Below are 18221 nucleotides of genomic sequence, written 5' to 3' on the forward strand. Positions count from 1 at the left end.
GTGGCATACCCGCGCCGCAGGGCGTCGGGTTCCCTGCTCCGATAGGTGCCAGGGGCGGTTGCTTAAAGCGCCGCATGAACGGGTGGGAGGCGAAGGCGGCATAGCCGGCCGTCGGAACCGCACCACCAGACTGCAACCGCCGGCGTTCCCCGGATAAAGGGGCCGGCATGAGAAAAGGCAGGAATAGAGATGGCTAAGAAAGTTGCAGGCCAGCTCAAGCTCCAGGTTGCCGCGGGCTCGGCCACGCCGTCGCCCCCGATCGGCCCGGCGCTTGGTCAGCGCGGTATCAACATCATGGAGTTCTGCAAGGCGTTCAACGCGCAGACCCAGGAGATGGAGAAGGGGTCGCCGATCCCGGTCGTCATCACCTATTACCAGGACAAGTCGTTCACCTTCGTCATGAAGACGCCGCCGGTGAGCTACTTCCTCAAGAAGGCCGCCAACCTGAAGTCGGGCTCCAAGGAGCCGGGTAAGTCAAAGGTCGGCACGATCAGCCGCGACAAGGTGCGCGCGATCGCTGAGCAGAAGATGAAGGACTTGAACGCAAACGACGTCGAAGCGGCCATGCGCATGGTCGAGGGCTCCGCCCGCTCGATGGGCCTGGAAGTGGTGGGCTAAGATCATGGCAAAGATTGCAAAGCGTGTTGCCAAGAGCCGCGAAGGCATCGATCCGAACAAGGCTTACGCCCTCAACGAGGCGCTGCAGCTGCTCAAGGACCGGTCCACGGTGAAGTTCGACGAGACCGTCGAGATCTCGATGAATCTCGGCGTCGATCCGCGTCATGCCGACCAGATGGTCCGCGGCGTGGTCAATCTGCCGAACGGCACCGGCCGCTCGGTGCGTGTCGCGGTGTTCGCCCGTGGCGACAAGGCCGAGGAAGCCAAGGCCGCCGGCGCCGATATCGTTGGCGCCGAGGACCTGGTCGACATCGTCCAGAAGGGCACGATCGATTTCGATCGCTGCATCGCGACCCCGGACATGATGCCGCTGGTCGGTCGTCTGGGTAAGGTGCTCGGCCCGCGCGGCATGATGCCGAACCCGAAGGTCGGCACCGTGACCACCGATGTGGCCGCAGCCGTCAAGGCTTCGAAGGGCGGCGCCGTCGAGTTCCGCGTCGAGAAGGCCGGTATCGTCCAGGCCGGCGTCGGCAAGGTCTCGTTCGACGTCAAGGCGTTGGAAGAGAATGTCCGCGCCTTCGCCGATGCGGTGAACAAGGCGAAGCCCGCGGGCGCCAAGGGCAACTACGTCAAGAAGGTGTCGGTCACCTCGACGATGGGCCCTGGCCTCAAGCTCGACATCGCGACGCTCGCCGCGTCGTAAGTGTCGTCTGACCGGGTTTAAGGCCGGTCATTGAAGAATTCCGGACCGCCGATCCGTCGGCGGCCCGGTACCCGGGAGCCGAGAGGTTTCCGGATATCCTGTCCGAGATTGCAGGCGGCCAGCCTTGTTCAAAAAGGGGGCCTTAATTCATGTGGGCCTGCATGAGACGGGTGAAGACCCGACAAAGGAGCCAGTGCTCCAATGAAAGGTTCGAACCGTGTTTGCCTTTTGTCAGCACATCGCCGGCTTGCCGTCGGTGTGGCGAAAAGGGGGCAGGATCCTCGAGCGCCGTTCGGGAGATCCAGGATTTTGGATGGCCCGGCCGGCAAAAGGCAACCCGACTTCTGACCTCGAGAATGAGGCAGGGGTCAACTGGAGATAGGCAGTGGACAGAGCGGAAAAGCGCGAACTCGTCACGGGCCTGAACGAAGCGTTCTCGAACGCGGGTTCAGTCGTCGTGGCCCACTACGCCGGTATCACCGTGGCGCAAATGAACGACCTTCGGTCGAAGATGCGCGCCGCCGGTGGAACCGTCAAAGTCGCGAAGAACCGTCTCGCCAAGATCGCTCTTCAGGGCACGGACTCCGCATCGATCATCGATCTGTTCAAGGGACAGACGCTGGTCGCCTATTCGGAGGATCCGGTTGCGGCGCCGAAGGTCACGTCCGATTTCGCCAAAGGGAATGACAAGCTAATCATTCTCGGCGGCGCGATGGGCCCGACCTCGCTCAACGCCGATGGTGTCAAGGCACTCGCCACGATGCCGTCGCTCGATGAGCTGCGCGCCAGGCTGGTTGGCATGATCGCCACGCCGGCAACCCGGATCGCCCAGATCGTCAATGCGCCCGCGGCTTCGGTCGCGCGTGTCATCGGCGCTTACGCCCGGAAGGACGAGGCGGCATGAGGCCGTTCCTCGCTGTCAACAACACACGTTCGAACCAACTAAAGGAATATCAAAATGGCTGATCTCGCGAAGATCGTAGACGACCTTTCGAAGCTGACCGTCCTCGAGGCGGCTGAGCTGTCGAAGCTCCTGGAAGAGAAGTGGGGCGTTTCGGCCGCCGCTCCGGTGGCTGTTGCCGCCGCTGGCGGTGGTGCTGCCGCTGCCGCTGCGCCGGTTGAAGAGAAGACGGAATTCGACGTCGTTCTCGCCGACGCCGGCGCCCAGAAGATCAACGTCATCAAGGAAGTCCGCGCCATCACCGGCCTTGGCCTCAAGGAAGCCAAGGACCTGGTCGAAGCGGCTCCGAAGCCGGTCAAGGAAGGCGTTTCCAAGGCCGACGCCGACAAGTTCAAGGCTCAGCTGGAAGCAGCTGGCGCCAAGGTCGAGCTGAAGTAAGCCTGTTAGGCGAGGGCGGACGGTCTCGCGCCGTCCGCCCCCTCCCTTGACGAGAGGGAGGCTTTGTTGCGCGAGGCGTTTGAAAACCTCTTTCCTGAGGGCCGAAAAGCGGCCTTCCGGAAACGGGTTTTCTCCCGTTTTAGCCGGTACCCCGCCAAATGAGTGGCAAGGGCGGCCGGAAAAACAGATAGGGGCAGCCGCCGAGGCCGCCCGTTGGTGCAAGGCGAGCCGCGGCGAGGTTCGTCCCGAGTTTAGAGCTAAGGAGCGACGATGGCCCAGACCCAGACTTTCAATGGCCGCAGACGCGTACGCAAGTTCTTCGGAAAGATCCCGGAAGTTGCGGAGATGCCGAACCTCATCGAGGTTCAGAAGGCATCCTATGACCAGTTCCTGATGGTGGACGAGCCCAGGGGCGGCCGTCCGGACGAAGGACTGCAGGCCGTTTTCAAGTCGGTCTTCCCGATCTCCGACTTTTCCGGCTCCTCCATGCTGGAGTTCGTGAAGTATGAGTTCGAGGCACCGAAATTCGACGTTGACGAATGCCGTCAGCGCGACCTGACCTATGCTGCGCCGCTCAAGGTGACGCTGCGCCTCATCGTGTTCGATATCGACGAGGATACCGGCGCGAAGTCGATCAAGGACATCAAGGAGCAGGACGTCTATATGGGCGACATGCCGCTCATGACGTCGAACGGCACCTTCATCGTCAACGGCACCGAGCGCGTCATCGTCTCGCAGATGCACCGTTCGCCGGGCGTCTTCTTCGACCATGACAAGGGCAAGTCGCACTCGTCGGGCAAGCTGCTGTTTGCCGCGCGGGTCATCCCCTATCGCGGCTCGTGGCTCGACATCGAGTTCGATTCCAAGGACGTCGTGCACGCCCGCATCGACCGCCGCCGCAAGATTCCGGTGACGTCGCTCTTGATGGCGCTCGGCATGGACGGCGAAGAGATCCTGTCGACCTTCTACAACAAGATCACCTACAAGCGCGCCGGCGACCACTGGCGCATTCCGTTCAATGTCGAGCGTTTCCGCGGCCTCAAGGCCGTCGGCGACCTGGTCGACGCTGACACGGGTGAAGTCGTTGTCGAGGCCGGCAAGAAGATCACCGCCCGCCAGGCCCGCCAGCTGGGCGAAAAGGGTCTCAAGGCCATCAAGGCAACCGACGAGGACCTGCTCGGCAACTACCTTGCCGAGGACATCGTCAACTACGCCACCGGCGAGATCTTCCTCGAAGCCGGCGACGAGATCGACGACAAGACGCTGAAGGTGCTGCTCGGCACCGGCGAGGACGAGATCCAGATCCTGGACATCGACCACGTCAATGTCGGCGCCTACATCCGCAACACGCTCAACGTCGACAAGAACGAGAGCCGCCAGGACGCGCTGTTCGATATCTACCGCGTCATGCGCCCGGGCGAGCCGCCGACGCTCGAGACCGCCGAAGCCATGTTCAACTCGCTGTTCTTCGACAGCGAGCGCTACGACCTGTCGGCCGTCGGCCGCGTCAAGATGAACATGCGCCTCGAGCTCAAGGCCGAGGACACCGTGCGCGTGCTGCGCAAGGAAGACATCCTGGCCGTGGTCAAGACGCTGGTCGAGCTGCGTGACGGCAAGGGCGAGATCGACGACATCGACAATCTCGGCAACCGCCGCGTGCGTTCGGTCGGCGAGCTCATGGAGAACCAGTACCGCGTCGGCCTGCTGCGCATGGAGCGCGCGATCAAGGAACGCATGTCCTCGATCGAGATCGACACGGTCATGCCGCAGGACCTGATCAACGCCAAGCCGGCCGCGGCGGCCGTGCGCGAGTTCTTCGGTTCCTCGCAGCTGTCGCAGTTCATGGACCAGACCAACCCGCTGTCGGAGATCACCCACAAGCGTCGCCTGTCGGCGCTTGGACCGGGCGGTCTGACCCGCGAGCGCGCCGGTTTCGAGGTGCGCGACGTGCACCCGACGCATTACGGCCGTATCTGCCCGATCGAGACGCCGGAAGGCCCGAATATCGGTCTGATCAACTCGCTGGCCACCTTCGCCCGCGTCAACAAATACGGCTTCATCGAAAGTCCGTACCGCAAGATCGTGAACGGCAAGCTGACCAATGAGGTCGTCTACCTGTCGGCGATGGAAGAGGCCAAGCACTATGTCGCGCAGGCCAACGCCGAGCTCGACAAGAATGGCAGCTTCGTCGACGAGTTCGTCATTTGCCGTAACGCCGGCGAAGTGATGATGGCGCCGCGCGAGAACGTCGACCTTATGGACGTCTCGCCGAAGCAGATGGTGTCCGTCGCGGCGGCGCTCATTCCGTTCCTCGAGAACGACGACGCCAACCGCGCGCTGATGGGCTCGAACATGCAGCGTCAGGCCGTGCCGCTGGTGCGCGCCGAAGCGCCGTTCGTCGGCACCGGCATGGAGCCGGTCGTCGCCCGTGACTCGGGCGCGGCCATCGGCGCCCGCCGCGGCGGCGTGGTCGACCAGGTGGACGCCACCCGTATCGTCATCCGCGCCACGGAAGATCTCGATCCCGGCAAATCCGGCGTCGACATCTACCGGCTGATGAAGTTCCAGCGTTCGAACCAGAACACCTGCATCAACCAGCGTCCGCTGGTGCGCATGGGCGACCGCGTCAACAAGGGCGACATCATTGCCGATGGCCCGTCGACCGAGCTCGGCGATCTGGCGCTCGGCCGCAATGTGCTGGTCGCGTTCATGCCGTGGAACGGCTACAACTACGAGGACTCGATCCTGCTCTCCGAGCGCATCGTGGCCGACGACGTCTTCACCTCGATCCACATCGAGGAGTTCGAGGTCATGGCGCGCGACACCAAGCTCGGGCCGGAGGAAATCACGCGCGACATTCCGAACGTTTCGGAAGAGGCGCTGAAGAACCTCGACGAAGCCGGCATCGTCTATATCGGCGCGGAAGTGCAGCCGGGTGACATCCTGGTCGGCAAGATCACGCCGAAGGGCGAAAGCCCGATGACGCCGGAAGAAAAGCTTCTGCGCGCCATCTTCGGCGAAAAGGCCTCGGACGTTCGCGACACGTCCATGCGCATGCCCCCGGGCACCTTCGGCACGGTCGTCGAAGTGCGCGTCTTCAACCGCCACGGCGTGGAGAAGGACGAGCGCGCGATGGCGATCGAGCGCGAGGAGATCGAGCGTCTGGCCAAGGACCGCGACGACGAACAGGCGATCCTGGATCGCAACGTCTATGCGCGTCTCTCCGACGTGCTGGTCGGCAAGGAAGCGATCGCAGGACCGAAGGGCTTCAAGAAGGGCTCGAAGCTGTCGAAGGACACGCTCGACGAGTATCCGCGTTCGCAGTGGTGGCAGTTCGCCGTGGAGAACGAGAAGCTCCAGGGCGAGCTCGAGGCTCTGCGCGGCCAATACGACGAGTCCAAGAAGGCGCTCGAGCAGCGCTTCATGGACAAGGTCGAGAAGGTGCAGCGCGGCGACGAAATGCCTCCGGGCGTCATGAAGATGGTCAAGGTCTTCGTGGCGGTGAAGCGCAAGATGCAGCCGGGCGACAAGATGGCCGGCCGTCACGGCAACAAGGGTGTCGTGTCGCGCATCGTTCCGGTCGAGGACATGCCTTTCCTCGAGGACGGCACGCATGCCGACATCGTGCTCAACCCGCTGGGTGTGCCGAGCCGCATGAATGTTGGCCAGATCCTGGAAACGCATCTGGGCTGGGCTTGCGCCGGCATGGGCAGGAAGATCGGCGAGCTGATCGACGCGTATAAGGGTGGCGGCGACATCAAGCCGCTGCGCAAGACGCTGGAAAGCTTCATGCCGGCCAACGACCGCAACGAGCCGATCCGCGAGTATGACGACGAGAGCATCGTTCGCCTGAGCGAGCAGATGCGCCGCGGCGTCTCCATCGCGACCCCGGTGTTCGACGGCGCGCATGAGGCCGACATCAACACCATGCTGGAGCAGGCTGGCCTGCACACCAGCGGTCAGTCGCAGCTCTATGACGGCCGCACCGGCGAGCCGTTCGATCGCAAGGTGACGATGGGCTATATCTATATGCTCAAGCTGCATCACCTGGTCGACGACAAGATCCACGCGCGTTCGATCGGTCCGTACTCGCTCGTCACCCAGCAGCCGCTGGGCGGCAAGGCGCAGTTCGGTGGCCAGCGCTTCGGCGAAATGGAGGTCTGGGCGCTCGAAGCCTACGGCGCAGCCTACACGCTGCAGGAAATGCTGACGGTGAAGTCGGACGACGTCGCCGGCCGCACCAAGGTCTACGAGGCGATCGTGCGCGGCGACGACACGTTCGAGGCGGGCATTCCGGAGAGCTTCAACGTTCTCGTCAAGGAAATGCGTTCGCTCGGCCTCAACGTGGAGCTGGAGAACACCCAGGTCGAAGAGACCCCGACGCGTCTGCCCGACGCGGCCGAGTAAGCCTGTGGCGCGCCGCGCTCAAAGACGCGGCGTGCCCCGAGCATGATCCCGAAAAGTGGCCACCGGTTTTCGGCCAGGATCATGCTCAACCAAGAAATCTTCGGCCGGTTCGACCGGCCATTCTGCGGACAAGTCGTCCGCGATCGATGCAAGGGGTTATCGAGGACCCCGAAAAGGAGAACGGCATGAACCAAGAGGTCATGAATCTCTTCAACCCGCAGGCGCCTGCGCAGGTGTTCGATTCCATCAGGATCTCGCTTGCCAGCCCAGAGAAGATTCTGTCCTGGTCGTTCGGCGAGATCAAGAAGCCGGAGACCATCAACTACCGCACCTTCAAGCCGGAGCGTGACGGCCTGTTCTGCGCGCGCATTTTTGGCCCGATCAAGGACTATGAGTGCCTGTGCGGCAAGTACAAGCGCATGAAGTACAAGGGCGTCATCTGCGAAAAGTGCGGCGTCGAAGTCACGCTGTCGCGTGTTCGCCGCGAGCGCATGGGCCACATCGAGCTCGCCGCGCCCGTCGCCCATATCTGGTTCCTGAAGTCGCTGCCCTCGCGCATCGGCACGCTGCTCGACATGACGCTCAAGGATATCGAGCGCGTGCTCTACTTCGAAAACTACATCGTCACCGAGCCCGGCCTCACCGCGCTGAAGGAGAACCAGCTCCTCAGCGAGGAAGAGTACATGCTTGCCGTCGACGAGTATGGCGAGGACTCTTTCACCGCCATGATCGGCGCCGAGGCTATCCATGACCTGCTTGCCGGCATGGACCTGGAGAAGATTGCCGGCGACCTGCGTTCGGAGCTGGCTTCGACCACCTCCGAGCTCAAGCAAAAGAAGTACTTGAAGCGGCTCAAGGTCGTTGAGAACTTCATGGAATCCGGCAACCGTCCGGAATGGATGATCATGAAGGTGGTTCCGGTGATCCCGCCGGACCTGCGTCCGCTGGTTCCCCTGGACGGCGGCCGCTTCGCCACGTCCGATCTCAACGATCTCTATCGCCGCGTCATCAACCGCAATAACCGCTTGAAGCGGCTGATCGAGCTGCGCGCGCCCGGCATCATCGTGCGCAATGAAAAGCGCATGCTGCAGGAAGCCGTCGACGCGCTGTTCGACAACGGCCGCCGCGGCCGCGTCATCACCGGCGCCAACAAACGTCCGCTGAAGTCGCTGTCCGACATGCTCAAGGGCAAGCAGGGCCGGTTCCGCCAGAACCTGCTCGGCAAGCGCGTCGACTATTCCGGCCGGTCGGTCATCGTGACCGGTCCGGAGCTGAAACTGCATCAGTGCGGTCTGCCGAAGAAGATGGCGCTCGAGCTCTTCAAGCCCTTCATCTACGCCCGTCTCGACGCCAAGGGTTTCTCCTCGACCGTCAAGCAGGCGAAGAAGCTGGTCGAGAAGGAGCGTCCGGAGGTCTGGGACATCCTCGACGAGGTCATCCGCGAGCATCCGGTGCTGTTGAACCGTGCGCCGACGCTGCACCGCCTCGGCATCCAGGCGTTCGAGCCGACCCTGATCGAAGGCAAGGCGATCCAGCTGCATCCGCTGGTCTGCACCGCCTTCAACGCCGACTTCGACGGTGACCAGATGGCGGTCCACGTGCCGCTGTCGCTGGAAGCGCAGCTTGAAGCCCGCGTCCTGATGATGTCGACCAACAACATCCTGCACCCGGCCTCCGGCGCGCCGATCATCGTGCCGTCGCAGGACATGGTTCTCGGTCTCTACTATCTGTCGATCGTCAACCAGAACGAGCCGGGCGAAGGCATGGTGTTTGCCGACATGGGCGAGCTCCAGCACGCGCTGGAAACCAAGGCCGTGACGTTGCACGCCAAGATCAAGGGCCGCTTCCGCTCCGTCGACGCCGAAGGCAAGGTCGTGTCGAAGATCTACGACACCACGCCTGGCCGCATGATCATCGGTGAGCTTCTGCCGAAGAACGTCAACGTTCCGTACGACATCGCCAACCAGGAGATGACCAAGAAGAACATCTCCAAGATGATCGATACCGTCTACCGCCACTGCGGTCAGAAGGAGACGGTTATCTTCTGCGACCGCATCATGGCGCTCGGCTTTGCGCATGCCTGCCGTGCCGGCATTTCGTTCGGCAAGGACGACATGGTCATTCCGGACACCAAGCTGAAGCTTGTTTCCGACACCGAGGCTTTGGCCAAGGAATACGAGCAGCAGTACAATGACGGCCTGATCACGCAGGGCGAGAAGTACAACAAGGTCGTCGACGCCTGGGCCAAGTGCTCGGAAAAGGTCGCCGACGAGATGATGGCGCGCATCAAGGCGGTGGAGTTCGAGGACAACGGCCGTCAGAAGCCGATGAACTCGATCTACATGATGTCGCATTCGGGCGCGCGCGGTTCGCCCACCCAGATGCGTCAGCTCGCCGGCATGCGCGGCCTGATGGCTAAGCCCTCGGGTGAAATCATCGAGACGCCGATCATCTCGAACTTCAAGGAAGGCCTCACCGTGCTCGAGTACTTCAACTCGACCCACGGCGCCCGCAAGGGTCTGGCCGATACCGCCTTGAAGACGGCGAACTCGGGTTACCTCACCCGCCGTCTCGTCGACGTGGCGCAGGACTGCATCGTCAATTCGCTGGATTGCGGCACCGACAAGGGCCTCACCATGCAGCCGATCGTCGATGCCGGTCAGGTTGTCGCCTCGGTTGGCCAGCGCGTGCTCGGCCGCACCGCGCTCGACGACATCAACCATCCGGTCAGCGGCGAACTGCTGGTGAAGGCCGGCACGCTGATGGACGAGCGCGACGTGGAGCAGATCGAGAAGGCCGGCGTGCAGTCGGTCCGCATCCGCTCGGCGCTGACCTGCGAGGTCAGGACCGGCGTGTGCGCGGTCTGCTACGGACGCGACCTGGCCCGCGGTACCCCTGTCAACCAGGGCGAGGCCGTCGGCGTCATCGCGGCGCAGTCGATCGGCGAGCCGGGCACCCAGCTCACCATGCGTACCTTCCACATGGGCGGCACGGCGCAGGTGGTGGATTCCTCGTTCCTTGAAGCCTCCTATGAGGGCAAGGTGCAGATCCGCAACCGCAACGTGGTGCGCAATTCGGAAGGCCAGCAGATGGTCATGGGCCGCAACATGGCGGTGCTCATCCTCGATGAGACCGGCAAGGAGCGCGCCACGCACCGCGTTGCCTATGGTTCGCGTATCTTCGTGGACGATGGCGACAAGGTGAAGCGCGGCCAGCGTATCGCCGAGTGGGATCCCTATACCCGCCCGATCCTCACCGAAATCGAGGGCAGGGTGGCGTTCGAGGATCTGGTCGACGGCATCTCCGTTCAGGAAACGGCCGACGAGTCGACCGGCATCACCAAGCGTGAGGTCATCGACTGGCGTTCGACGCCGCGCGGCAGCGACCTGAAGCCCGCGATCGTCGTCCAGGACGCCAAGGGCAAGGTCGGCAAGCTGTCGAAGGGCGGCGATGCGCGCTTCCTGCTCTCGGTCGAGGCCATCCTCTCGGTCGAGCCGGGCGCCCATGTGAAGCCTGGCGACGTGCTGGCGCGTATCCCGATGGAAAGCGCCAAGACCAAGGACATCACCGGTGGTCTGCCGCGCGTTGCGGAACTGTTCGAGGCTCGTCGTCCGAAGGATCACGCCATCATCGCCGAGATCGATGGCACGATCCGCTTCGGCCGCGACTACAAGAACAAGCGCCGCATCATCATCGAGCCGCATGACTCGACGCTCGAGCCGGTGGAGTATCTGATCCCGAAGGGCAAGCCGTTCCATCTCCAGGACGGCGACGTCATCGAGAAGGGCGACTACATCCTCGACGGCAATCCGGCGCCGCACGACATCCTGGCGATCAAGGGCGTAGAGGCGCTGGCCTCCTACCTCGTCAACGAAATCCAGGAGGTCTACCGTCTGCAGGGCGTGTCGATCAACGACAAGCACATCGAGGTGATCGTTCGCCAGATGCTGCAGAAGGTCGAGATCACCACGCAGGGCGACTCGACCTACATCCCGGGCGACCACGTCGACGTGATCGAGCTGGAAGAGGTCAACGAGCGCCTGATCGAGGACGGTAAGAAGCCGGCCGAAGGTCAGCCGGTGCTGCTCGGCATCACCAAGGCCTCGCTGCAGACGCCGTCCTTCATCTCGGCCGCCTCCTTCCAGGAGACGACCAGGGTGCTCACCGAGGCGGCGGTTGCCGGCAAGACCGACATGCTGCAGGGCCTGAAGGAAAACGTCATCGTCGGCCGCCTGATCCCGGCCGGCACCGGCGGCACGATGAGCCAGATAAGGCGCATCGCCACCTCGCGCGACGAGCTCATCATCGACGAGCGCCGCAAGGCCTCCGGTGTCGAGGTCGCCGAGCCGATGCTGACCGACATGGTCAACGCCGCGCAGTAAGCGGCATGATATGACAAACGAAGAGAAGGGGCCCACGCGGCCCCTTCTTGCATTTTGGCTTCACCAACGAGGAAGAGCTATGAGCAGCAAGATCTGGACGGCCGTCGACGAATACATTGTTTCCTCTCTTTTCGAAGCGGATCCCGTGCTGGATGCAGTGCTAAAGGCCAACCGCGATCAGGGCCTGCCGGCGATCGACGTCTCGGCCGCGCAAGGCAAGCTGCTGTCGCTGCTAGTGCGCATCCGCGGCGCGAGAACCGTGTTGGAGGTCGGCACGCTGGGCGGCTACTCGACCATCTGGATGGCGAGGGGATTGCCGGCGGACGGCAAGGTCGTGACGCTGGAGCTAGACCCGCACCACGCCAAGGTCGCGCGCTCGAATTTCGAGCGGGCAGGGGTTTCCGGCAAGGTCGACCTGCGGGTCGGTCCCGCGCTTCAATCTCTTGCCGCATTGGCGGACGAAAATGCCGGTGCGTTCGACTTGATTTTCATCGACGCCGACAAGCCCAACAACCCGAATTATCTGAACTGGGCGATGAAGCTGTCGCGCTCGGGCACGGTCATCGTCTGCGACAACGTCATCCGCGACGGCGCGGTCGTGAAAAAGAATAGCGGGGACGCCAATGTTGAAGGCGCTCGCGAGGCGTTCTCGTTTATCGGCGGCGAGAAGCGGCTGGACGGCACCGCCATACAGACCGTCGGCACCAAGGGTTATGACGGTTTTGCCATCGCGATCGTCGCGTGAGATTGCCGTTCGCCTCGACGCTTTGCCGCTGCCTCAGTCGAAAAACGCCTCGACCACATTGCGCTTGCCTAGCATGAAGGCATCGGCGACGTGCTGCAGCGGCGCGAGATCGACATCGGAAATGCCTGCGCGAACGATCTCGGCGAAGCGCTTGTAGAGCATCGGATATTCGGCCTCCGGCTCGTCGTGGATGGTCTTGCCATCGACGGCGAGCTTGGCGCCGCCGCCGGACAACACCATCCTGCCCTTGTCGGTCTCGGCAACGATGTCCCAGCTTTGCGGGCCGGTCTGCAGCCAGTCGAGATCCATCATCACCGGCAGGCTGTTCGAGGTGCGGAAGGCGACATGCGCCGCGACCGGCGCCGCGCGGTTCTCGGGAAAATCGAGCACGGCCGAAGTGATGAACATCGGCGGCAGGATATGCGTGGCGATCGACAGTGCGTTGATGCCCGGGTCGAACACCCCGAAGCCGCCGGGCTCCCAGATCCATTCCTGGTTCGGATGCCAGCGGCGTACGTCTTCCTTCCAGTTGATGGCGGCCGAGGTCAGCCTGGCCGAAGCGAGGAAGCTGCGCGCGGCCTCGACGGCCGGCGCATAGCGGGAGTGCCAGCTGGCGAAGAGCGTGACGCCGTTCTTGTCGGCAAGCGCCTTGAGGTGCTCGACCTCGCTCACCGTCGCGCCCGGCGGCTTTTCGAGGAACACGTGCTTTTTCGCTTCCAGCGCGGTGCGCGCGGCATCGTAGCGGAATTGCGGCGGCATGCAGAGCGAGACCGCATCGAGGCTGGGCTCGGCCGCAAGCATCGCTTCGATGCTCGGGTAGTTTGCGATCCCATCGACCTTGCCGTGGCGGCTCGCCGCGGCGACGAGATGATAGGCATCGTCCTTGGCGACCGCCGGCAGGTGCTGGTCGCGAACGATCTTGCCCACACCGACAATGCCGAGCTTGATGGGGGTACTGGTCATGAGAACTCCGGAGAGGAAGAAAAATGGCTGGTCAGGTTGTTTAGGTGAGGCGGGAGGGATGTTCAGCCGCAGGCGATTAGGACGGCTCGTCGAAGGTGACGATTGAGACCTCGCCTTCGAGTGCGCCCTGATAGGCCGACAGATGCGGCTCCTCGTCGGGCTCGCCTTCCATGTCGCCGATCTGGTCGAGCTCGGCCTCCGCGAATCCTTCCGCCGCGAGCGATTCGAGCGCGCGGCGCACGGCAGAATCATCGTCGGGCGCCACCAGCATCACGTGCACGCCTTCCGGCTTGCCGCCTTTCTTGCGCCAGACCCGTCCGGTGATGATGGTGACCGGCCGTTCCTCATTGTCGTTCACGGGCTGATTCCTCGTTTTACCGGGAGATTGTCCGGCTCAAGCCGCCTTTTGACACGAAGCAGGCCGGGAAGACAGCCGCAAGCCGGTCACTTTCTTCCTCGCTCTTGAAAAAAGGCGCAAGAAAATTACATGCGTTTTTCGCATGGCTGCCCAGCCTCCGGTTGGGCGCAATATTTGCCGCTTCGGGGTTGACGGACCTTGGGGTTGCGAGTAGAAGCCGCGACGTCAGAACCGATGTGAGGCTCTCCTGTCCGAAGCGACACGCTTTGGAGTTTGCCTCAAACAGGGTTCGTTTTACGAGCGAAAAGACATTTCCGGCGCGCATGAAGCGGCTTCCGCTTCCTCTGCAATTTGTTCGGGCAGGACCGCGAGGCGCGGTGTGTTGCCCGAATTTGCGTATGGAAATGACGCTTTGAGCGGCCCTGACAGGGCAGACACGGAATTGAGAGACAAGAGGGTTTAATGCCTACCGTCAACCAGCTGATCCGCAAGCCGCGCCTGGCGCCGGTGAAGCGCAACAAGGTCCCGGCCATGCAGCAGAACCCGCAGAAGCGGGGCGTCTGCACGCGCGTCTACACGACGACGCCGAAGAAGCCGAACTCGGCGCTGCGCAAGGTGGCCAAGATTCGCCTGACCAACGGCTTTGAAGTGATCGGCTACATCCCGGGCGAAGGTCACAACCTTCAGGAGCACTCGGTGGTCATGATCCGCGGTGGCCGCGTCAAGGATCTGCCGGGCGTCCGCTACCACATCATCCGCGGCGTGCTCGACACGCAGGGTGTGAAGAACCGCAAGCAGCGTCGTTCGAAATACGGCGCCAAGCGTCCGAAGTAAGGGTTTCCCATGTCCCGTCGTCACAGTGCAGAAAAGCGTGAGATCAATCCGGACCCCAAGTTCGGCGATCTGGTCGTCACCAAGTTCATGAACGCCGTCATGTATGACGGCAAGAAGTCGGTTGCCGAGACCATCGTCTACGGCGCGCTGGACCAGGTCCAGGCCAAGACCAAGCAGGAGCCGGTCACCGTCTTCCACCAGGCGCTCGACAATGTCGCGCCGCATGTGGAAGTGCGCTCGCGCCGCGTCGGCGGCGCCACCTACCAGGTTCCGGTCGACGTGCGCCCCGAGCGCCGCCAGGCGCTGGCCATCCGCTGGCTTATCGCCGCGGCCCGCAACCGCAACGAGACCACCATGGTCGACCGCCTCTCGGGCGAGCTGATGGACGCGGCCAACAACCGCGGAACGGCCGTCAAGAAGCGTGAAGACACCCACAAGATGGCGGAAGCCAACCGCGCCTTCGCGCATTACCGCTGGTAACGCGAAAGAGACTGAGAGGCACCTCCCATGGCCCGCGAATACAAAATCGAAGACTACCGCAATTTCGGTATCATGGCGCATATCGACGCCGGCAAGACGACGACGACCGAGCGCGTCCTGTACTACACGGGCAAGTCGCACAAGATCGGCGAAGTCCATGACGGCGCTGCCACCATGGACTGGATGGAGCAGGAGCAGGAACGCGGCATCACCATCACGTCGGCCGCCACCACGACCTTCTGGAAGGGTCGCGACGGCCAGATGCGCCGCTTCAACATCATCGACACTCCCGGACACGTCGACTTCACCATCGAGGTCGAGCGTTCGCTGCGCGTGCTCGACGGCGCCATCGCGCTGCTCGACGCCAACGCCGGCGTTGAGCCGCAGACCGAGACCGTGTGGCGCCAGGCCGACAAGTACCACGTGCCGCGCATGATCTTCTGCAACAAGATGGACAAGATCGGTGCCGACTTCTACCGCTCGGTGGAAATGATCGGCTCGCGCCTCGGTGCGCAGGCCGTCGTCATGCAGCTGCCGATCGGCGCCGAGACCGAGTTCAAGGGCGTCGTCGACCTCGTCGAGATGAACGCGCTGGTCTGGCGTGACGAGACCCTGGGCGCCGCATGGGACGTCGTCGAGATCCCGGCCGACCTCAAGGACAAGGCCGAGCAGTACCGCGAGAAGATGATTGAAGCCGCCGTCGAGATGGACGAGACCGCGCTCGAGAACTACCTCGAAGGCAAGATGCCGTCGAATGACGAGATCCGCGCGCTGATCCGCAAGGGCACCATCGCGGTCAAGTTCTTCCCGATGTTCTGCGGCTCGGCCTTCAAGAACAAGGGCGTACAGCCGCTGCTCGACGCCGTCGTCGAATACCTGCCGTCGCCGATCGACGTGCCGGCCATCAAGGGTGTCGACGCCAAGACCGACGCCGAGATCGAGCGTCATGCAGATGACAACGAGCCGCTGTCGATGCTGGCGTTCAAGATCATGAACGACCCGTTCGTCGGTTCGCTGACCTTTGCCCGCATCTATTCGGGCAAGCTCACCAAGGGCACCTCGCTCGACAACACGGTGAAGGGCAAGAAGGAGCGCATCGGCCGCATGCTGCAGATGCATGCGAACTCGCGCGCCGATATCGAGGAAGCCTATGCCGGCGACATCGTTGCGCTCGCCGGCCTCAAGGACACGACCACCGGCGACACGCTCTGCGATCCGCTGCACCCTGTCATCCTCGAGCGCATGGAATTTCCCGATCCAGTAATCCAGATCGCCATCGAGCCGAAGACCAAGAACGACCAGGAAAAGATGGGCCTCGCGCTGCATCGCCTGGCGGCCGAGGATCCGTCCTTCCGCGTCAAGACCGACGAGGAAAGCGGCCAGACCATCATCGCCGGCATGGGCGAATTGCATCTCGACATCATCGTCGACCGCATGCGCCGCGAGTTCAAGGTGGAAGCCAATGTCGGCGCGCCGCAGGTGGCCTATCGCGAGACGATCACCCGCACGCACGAGCAGGACTACACGCATAAGAAGCAGACCGGCGGTACCGGCCAGTTCGCCCGCGTCAAGATCATCTTCGAGCCGAACACCGAGAGCGAAGAGTTCGTGTTCGAGTCCAAGATCGTCGGCGGTGCGGTTCCGAAGGAATACATCCCGGGCGTCGAGAAGGGAATCCAGAGCGTCATGGGTTCCGGCCCGTTCGCCGGCTTCCCGATGATCGGCGTCAAGGCGACCCTCGTCGACGGCGCCTTCCACGACGTCGACTCCTCGGTGCTGGCGTTCGAAATCGCCGCCCGCGCCTGCTTTAAGGAAGCCGCTCCGCGCCTCGGCGTGCAGCTGCTCGAGCCGATCATGAAGGTCGAGGTCGTGACGCCGGAAGACTATGTCGGCGGCGTCATCGGCGACCTCAACGGCCGTCGCGGTCAGATCCAGGGCCAGGAAGCGCGCGGCGTTGCCGTCGTCATCAACGCGATGGTGCCGCTGGCGAACATGTTCAAGTACGTCGACAATCTGCGTTCGATGTCGCAGGGCCGCGCCCAGTACACGATGCAGTTCGACCACTATGAGCCGGTTCCGACCGCGGTCGCCCAGGAAGTTCAGAAGAAATACGCGTAACTCGAGCGGGTTGCACGAGACCTTAATTCAAGGCCCGCACGGGCAGGCAGGAATGGAGAGATCACATGGCAAAAGGTAAATTCGAGCGCACCAAGCCGCATGTGAACATTGGCACGATCGGCCACGTCGATCATGGCAAGACGTCGCTGACGGCGGCGATCACGAAGTATTTTGGCGAATACAAGCGCTATGACCAGATCGACGCAGCGCCGGAAGAGAAGGCGCGCGGCATCACGATCTCGACGGCGCATGTCGAGTATGAGACGGCCAACCGTCACTATGCCCATGTCGACTGCCCCGGCCACGCCGACTATGTGAAGAACATGATCACCGGTGCCGCGCAGATGGACGGCGCGATCCTGGTGGTTTCGGCCGCCGACGGCCCGATGCCGCAGACCCGCGAGCACATCCTCTTGGCCCGCCAGGTCGGCGTGCCTTCGATCGTGGTGTTCCTGAACAAGGTCGACCAGGTCGACGACGCCGAGTTGCTCGAGCTGGTCGAGCTCGAGGTTCGCGAGCTTCTGTCGAAGAACGAGTTCCCCGGCGACGACATTCCGATCGTCAAGGGCTCGGCTCTGGCTGCTCTTGAAGACTCCAACAAGACCATCGGCGAGGACGCCATCCGCGAGCTGATGGCTCAGGTCGACGCCTATATCCCGACGCCGGTTCGTCCGCTGGACAAGCCGTTCCTGATGCCGATCGAGGACGTGTTCTCGATCTCGGGCCGCGGCACGGTTGTGACCGGCCGCGTCGAGCGCGGCGTGGTCAAGGTCGGCGAGGAGCTGGAGATCGTCGGCATCCGTCCGACCGTCAAGACGACCTGCACGGGCGTGGAAATGTTCCGCAAGCTGCTCGATCAGGGCCAGGCCGGCGACAACATCGGCGCGCTCTTGCGCGGCATCGACCGCGAGGGTGTGGAGCGCGGCCAGGTTCTGGCCAAGCCCGGTTCGGTCAAGCCGCACAAGAAGTTCGTGGCCGAAGCCTACATCCTGACCAAGGACGAGGGCGGCCGTCACACGCCGTTCTTCACCAACTACCGTCCGCAGTTCTACTTCCGCACGACGGACGTGACGGGCATCGTGACGCTGCCGGCCGGCACCGAGATGGTGATGCCCGGCGACAACATCACCGTCGACGTCGAGCTGATCGTGCCGATCGCGATGGAAGAGAAGCTGCGCTTCGCCATCCGTGAAGGCGGCCGCACCGTCGGTGCCGGCATCGTCGTCACCATCAAGGAATAATTGGACTGAAACGGATCTGTCGCGGGCGCGGGA

13 protein-coding genes are annotated in these 18221 nt (G+C 63.1%); 11 read left to right on the top strand and 2 right to left on the bottom strand.

Annotated features, from left to right (window positions below):
- The first annotated feature begins 189 nt into the window (after nucleotides 1-189).
- The 7 genes from rplK to LB553_RS01370 all read left to right on the top strand — a co-directional run bounded on the left by rplK (nucleotide 190) and on the right by LB553_RS01370 (nucleotide 12194).
- Nucleotides 190-618 carry a 50S ribosomal protein L11 gene (gene rplK, locus LB553_RS01340; protein WP_041003120.1) on the top strand — a complete coding sequence of 143 codons (429 nt, stop codon included), beginning with the start codon at nucleotides 190-192 and terminating at the stop codon, nucleotides 616-618.
- Nucleotides 619-622: 4 nt separating this feature from the next.
- Entirely contained in the window at nucleotides 623-1321 is a 699-nt protein-coding gene (gene rplA / locus LB553_RS01345; RefSeq protein ID WP_224509791.1) for a 50S ribosomal protein L1, read from the top strand.
- 385 nt (nucleotides 1322-1706) lie between these two features.
- Complete coding sequence (rplJ, locus tag LB553_RS01350; RefSeq protein ID WP_224509794.1) at nucleotides 1707-2225, top strand: 50S ribosomal protein L10; 519 nt, start codon at nucleotides 1707-1709, stop codon at nucleotides 2223-2225.
- Nucleotides 2226-2279: 54 nt separating this feature from the next.
- A complete protein-coding gene (rplL, locus tag LB553_RS01355) occupies nucleotides 2280-2660 on the top strand; it encodes a 50S ribosomal protein L7/L12 (RefSeq protein ID WP_140755767.1) in 381 nt (126 codons plus the stop codon).
- 270 nt (nucleotides 2661-2930) lie between these two features.
- Nucleotides 2931-7067 (top strand): DNA-directed RNA polymerase subunit beta, encoded by a 4137-nt coding sequence (gene rpoB / locus LB553_RS01360; protein ID WP_224509797.1) that lies wholly within the window; start codon nucleotides 2931-2933, stop codon nucleotides 7065-7067.
- A gap of 185 nt (nucleotides 7068-7252) precedes the next feature.
- Nucleotides 7253-11449 (top strand): DNA-directed RNA polymerase subunit beta', encoded by a 4197-nt coding sequence (gene rpoC / locus LB553_RS01365; RefSeq protein WP_224509800.1) that lies wholly within the window; start codon nucleotides 7253-7255, stop codon nucleotides 11447-11449.
- Nucleotides 11450-11528: 79 nt separating this feature from the next.
- Nucleotides 11529-12194, top strand: coding sequence for an O-methyltransferase (locus LB553_RS01370; RefSeq protein ID WP_224509803.1), 666 nt, complete (start codon nucleotides 11529-11531; stop codon nucleotides 12192-12194).
- A 33-nt stretch (nucleotides 12195-12227) separates the two neighbouring features.
- Here the strand turns inward: LB553_RS01370 and LB553_RS01375 are convergent, their stop codons facing one another.
- Both LB553_RS01375 and LB553_RS01380 read right to left on the bottom strand, forming a co-directional pair.
- Nucleotides 12228-13157, bottom strand: coding sequence for a Gfo/Idh/MocA family protein (locus LB553_RS01375; protein ID WP_224509806.1), 930 nt, complete (start codon nucleotides 13155-13157; stop codon nucleotides 12228-12230).
- 76 nt (nucleotides 13158-13233) lie between these two features.
- Nucleotides 13234-13515: a hypothetical protein gene (locus LB553_RS01380; RefSeq protein WP_041003122.1), complete on the bottom strand. Its 282-nt coding sequence runs from the start codon at nucleotides 13513-13515 to the stop codon at nucleotides 13234-13236.
- Nucleotides 13516-13977: 462 nt separating this feature from the next.
- Between LB553_RS01380 and rpsL the strand changes: the two genes are divergently transcribed.
- The 4 genes from rpsL (at nucleotide 13978) to tuf (ending at nucleotide 18188) form a co-directional block, all read left to right on the top strand.
- Nucleotides 13978-14349: a 30S ribosomal protein S12 gene (rpsL, locus tag LB553_RS01385; protein WP_006202128.1), complete on the top strand. Its 372-nt coding sequence runs from the start codon at nucleotides 13978-13980 to the stop codon at nucleotides 14347-14349.
- A gap of 9 nt (nucleotides 14350-14358) precedes the next feature.
- Nucleotides 14359-14829: a 30S ribosomal protein S7 gene (gene rpsG, locus LB553_RS01390; protein ID WP_127229703.1), complete on the top strand. Its 471-nt coding sequence runs from the start codon at nucleotides 14359-14361 to the stop codon at nucleotides 14827-14829.
- 27 nt (nucleotides 14830-14856) lie between these two features.
- A complete protein-coding gene (gene fusA / locus LB553_RS01395) occupies nucleotides 14857-16947 on the top strand; it encodes an elongation factor G (RefSeq protein WP_224509810.1) in 2091 nt (696 codons plus the stop codon).
- A gap of 65 nt (nucleotides 16948-17012) precedes the next feature.
- The gene (gene tuf, locus LB553_RS01400; RefSeq protein WP_224509783.1) at nucleotides 17013-18188 is read left to right on the top strand and encodes an elongation factor Tu; all 1176 of its coding nucleotides are present in this window, start codon (nucleotides 17013-17015) and stop codon (nucleotides 18186-18188) included.
- Nucleotides 18189-18221 lie beyond the last annotated feature (33 nt).

The organism is Mesorhizobium sp. CA8, assembly GCF_020164955.1.
In the GTDB taxonomy this organism is placed as follows: Bacteria; Pseudomonadota; Alphaproteobacteria; order Rhizobiales; family Rhizobiaceae; genus Mesorhizobium.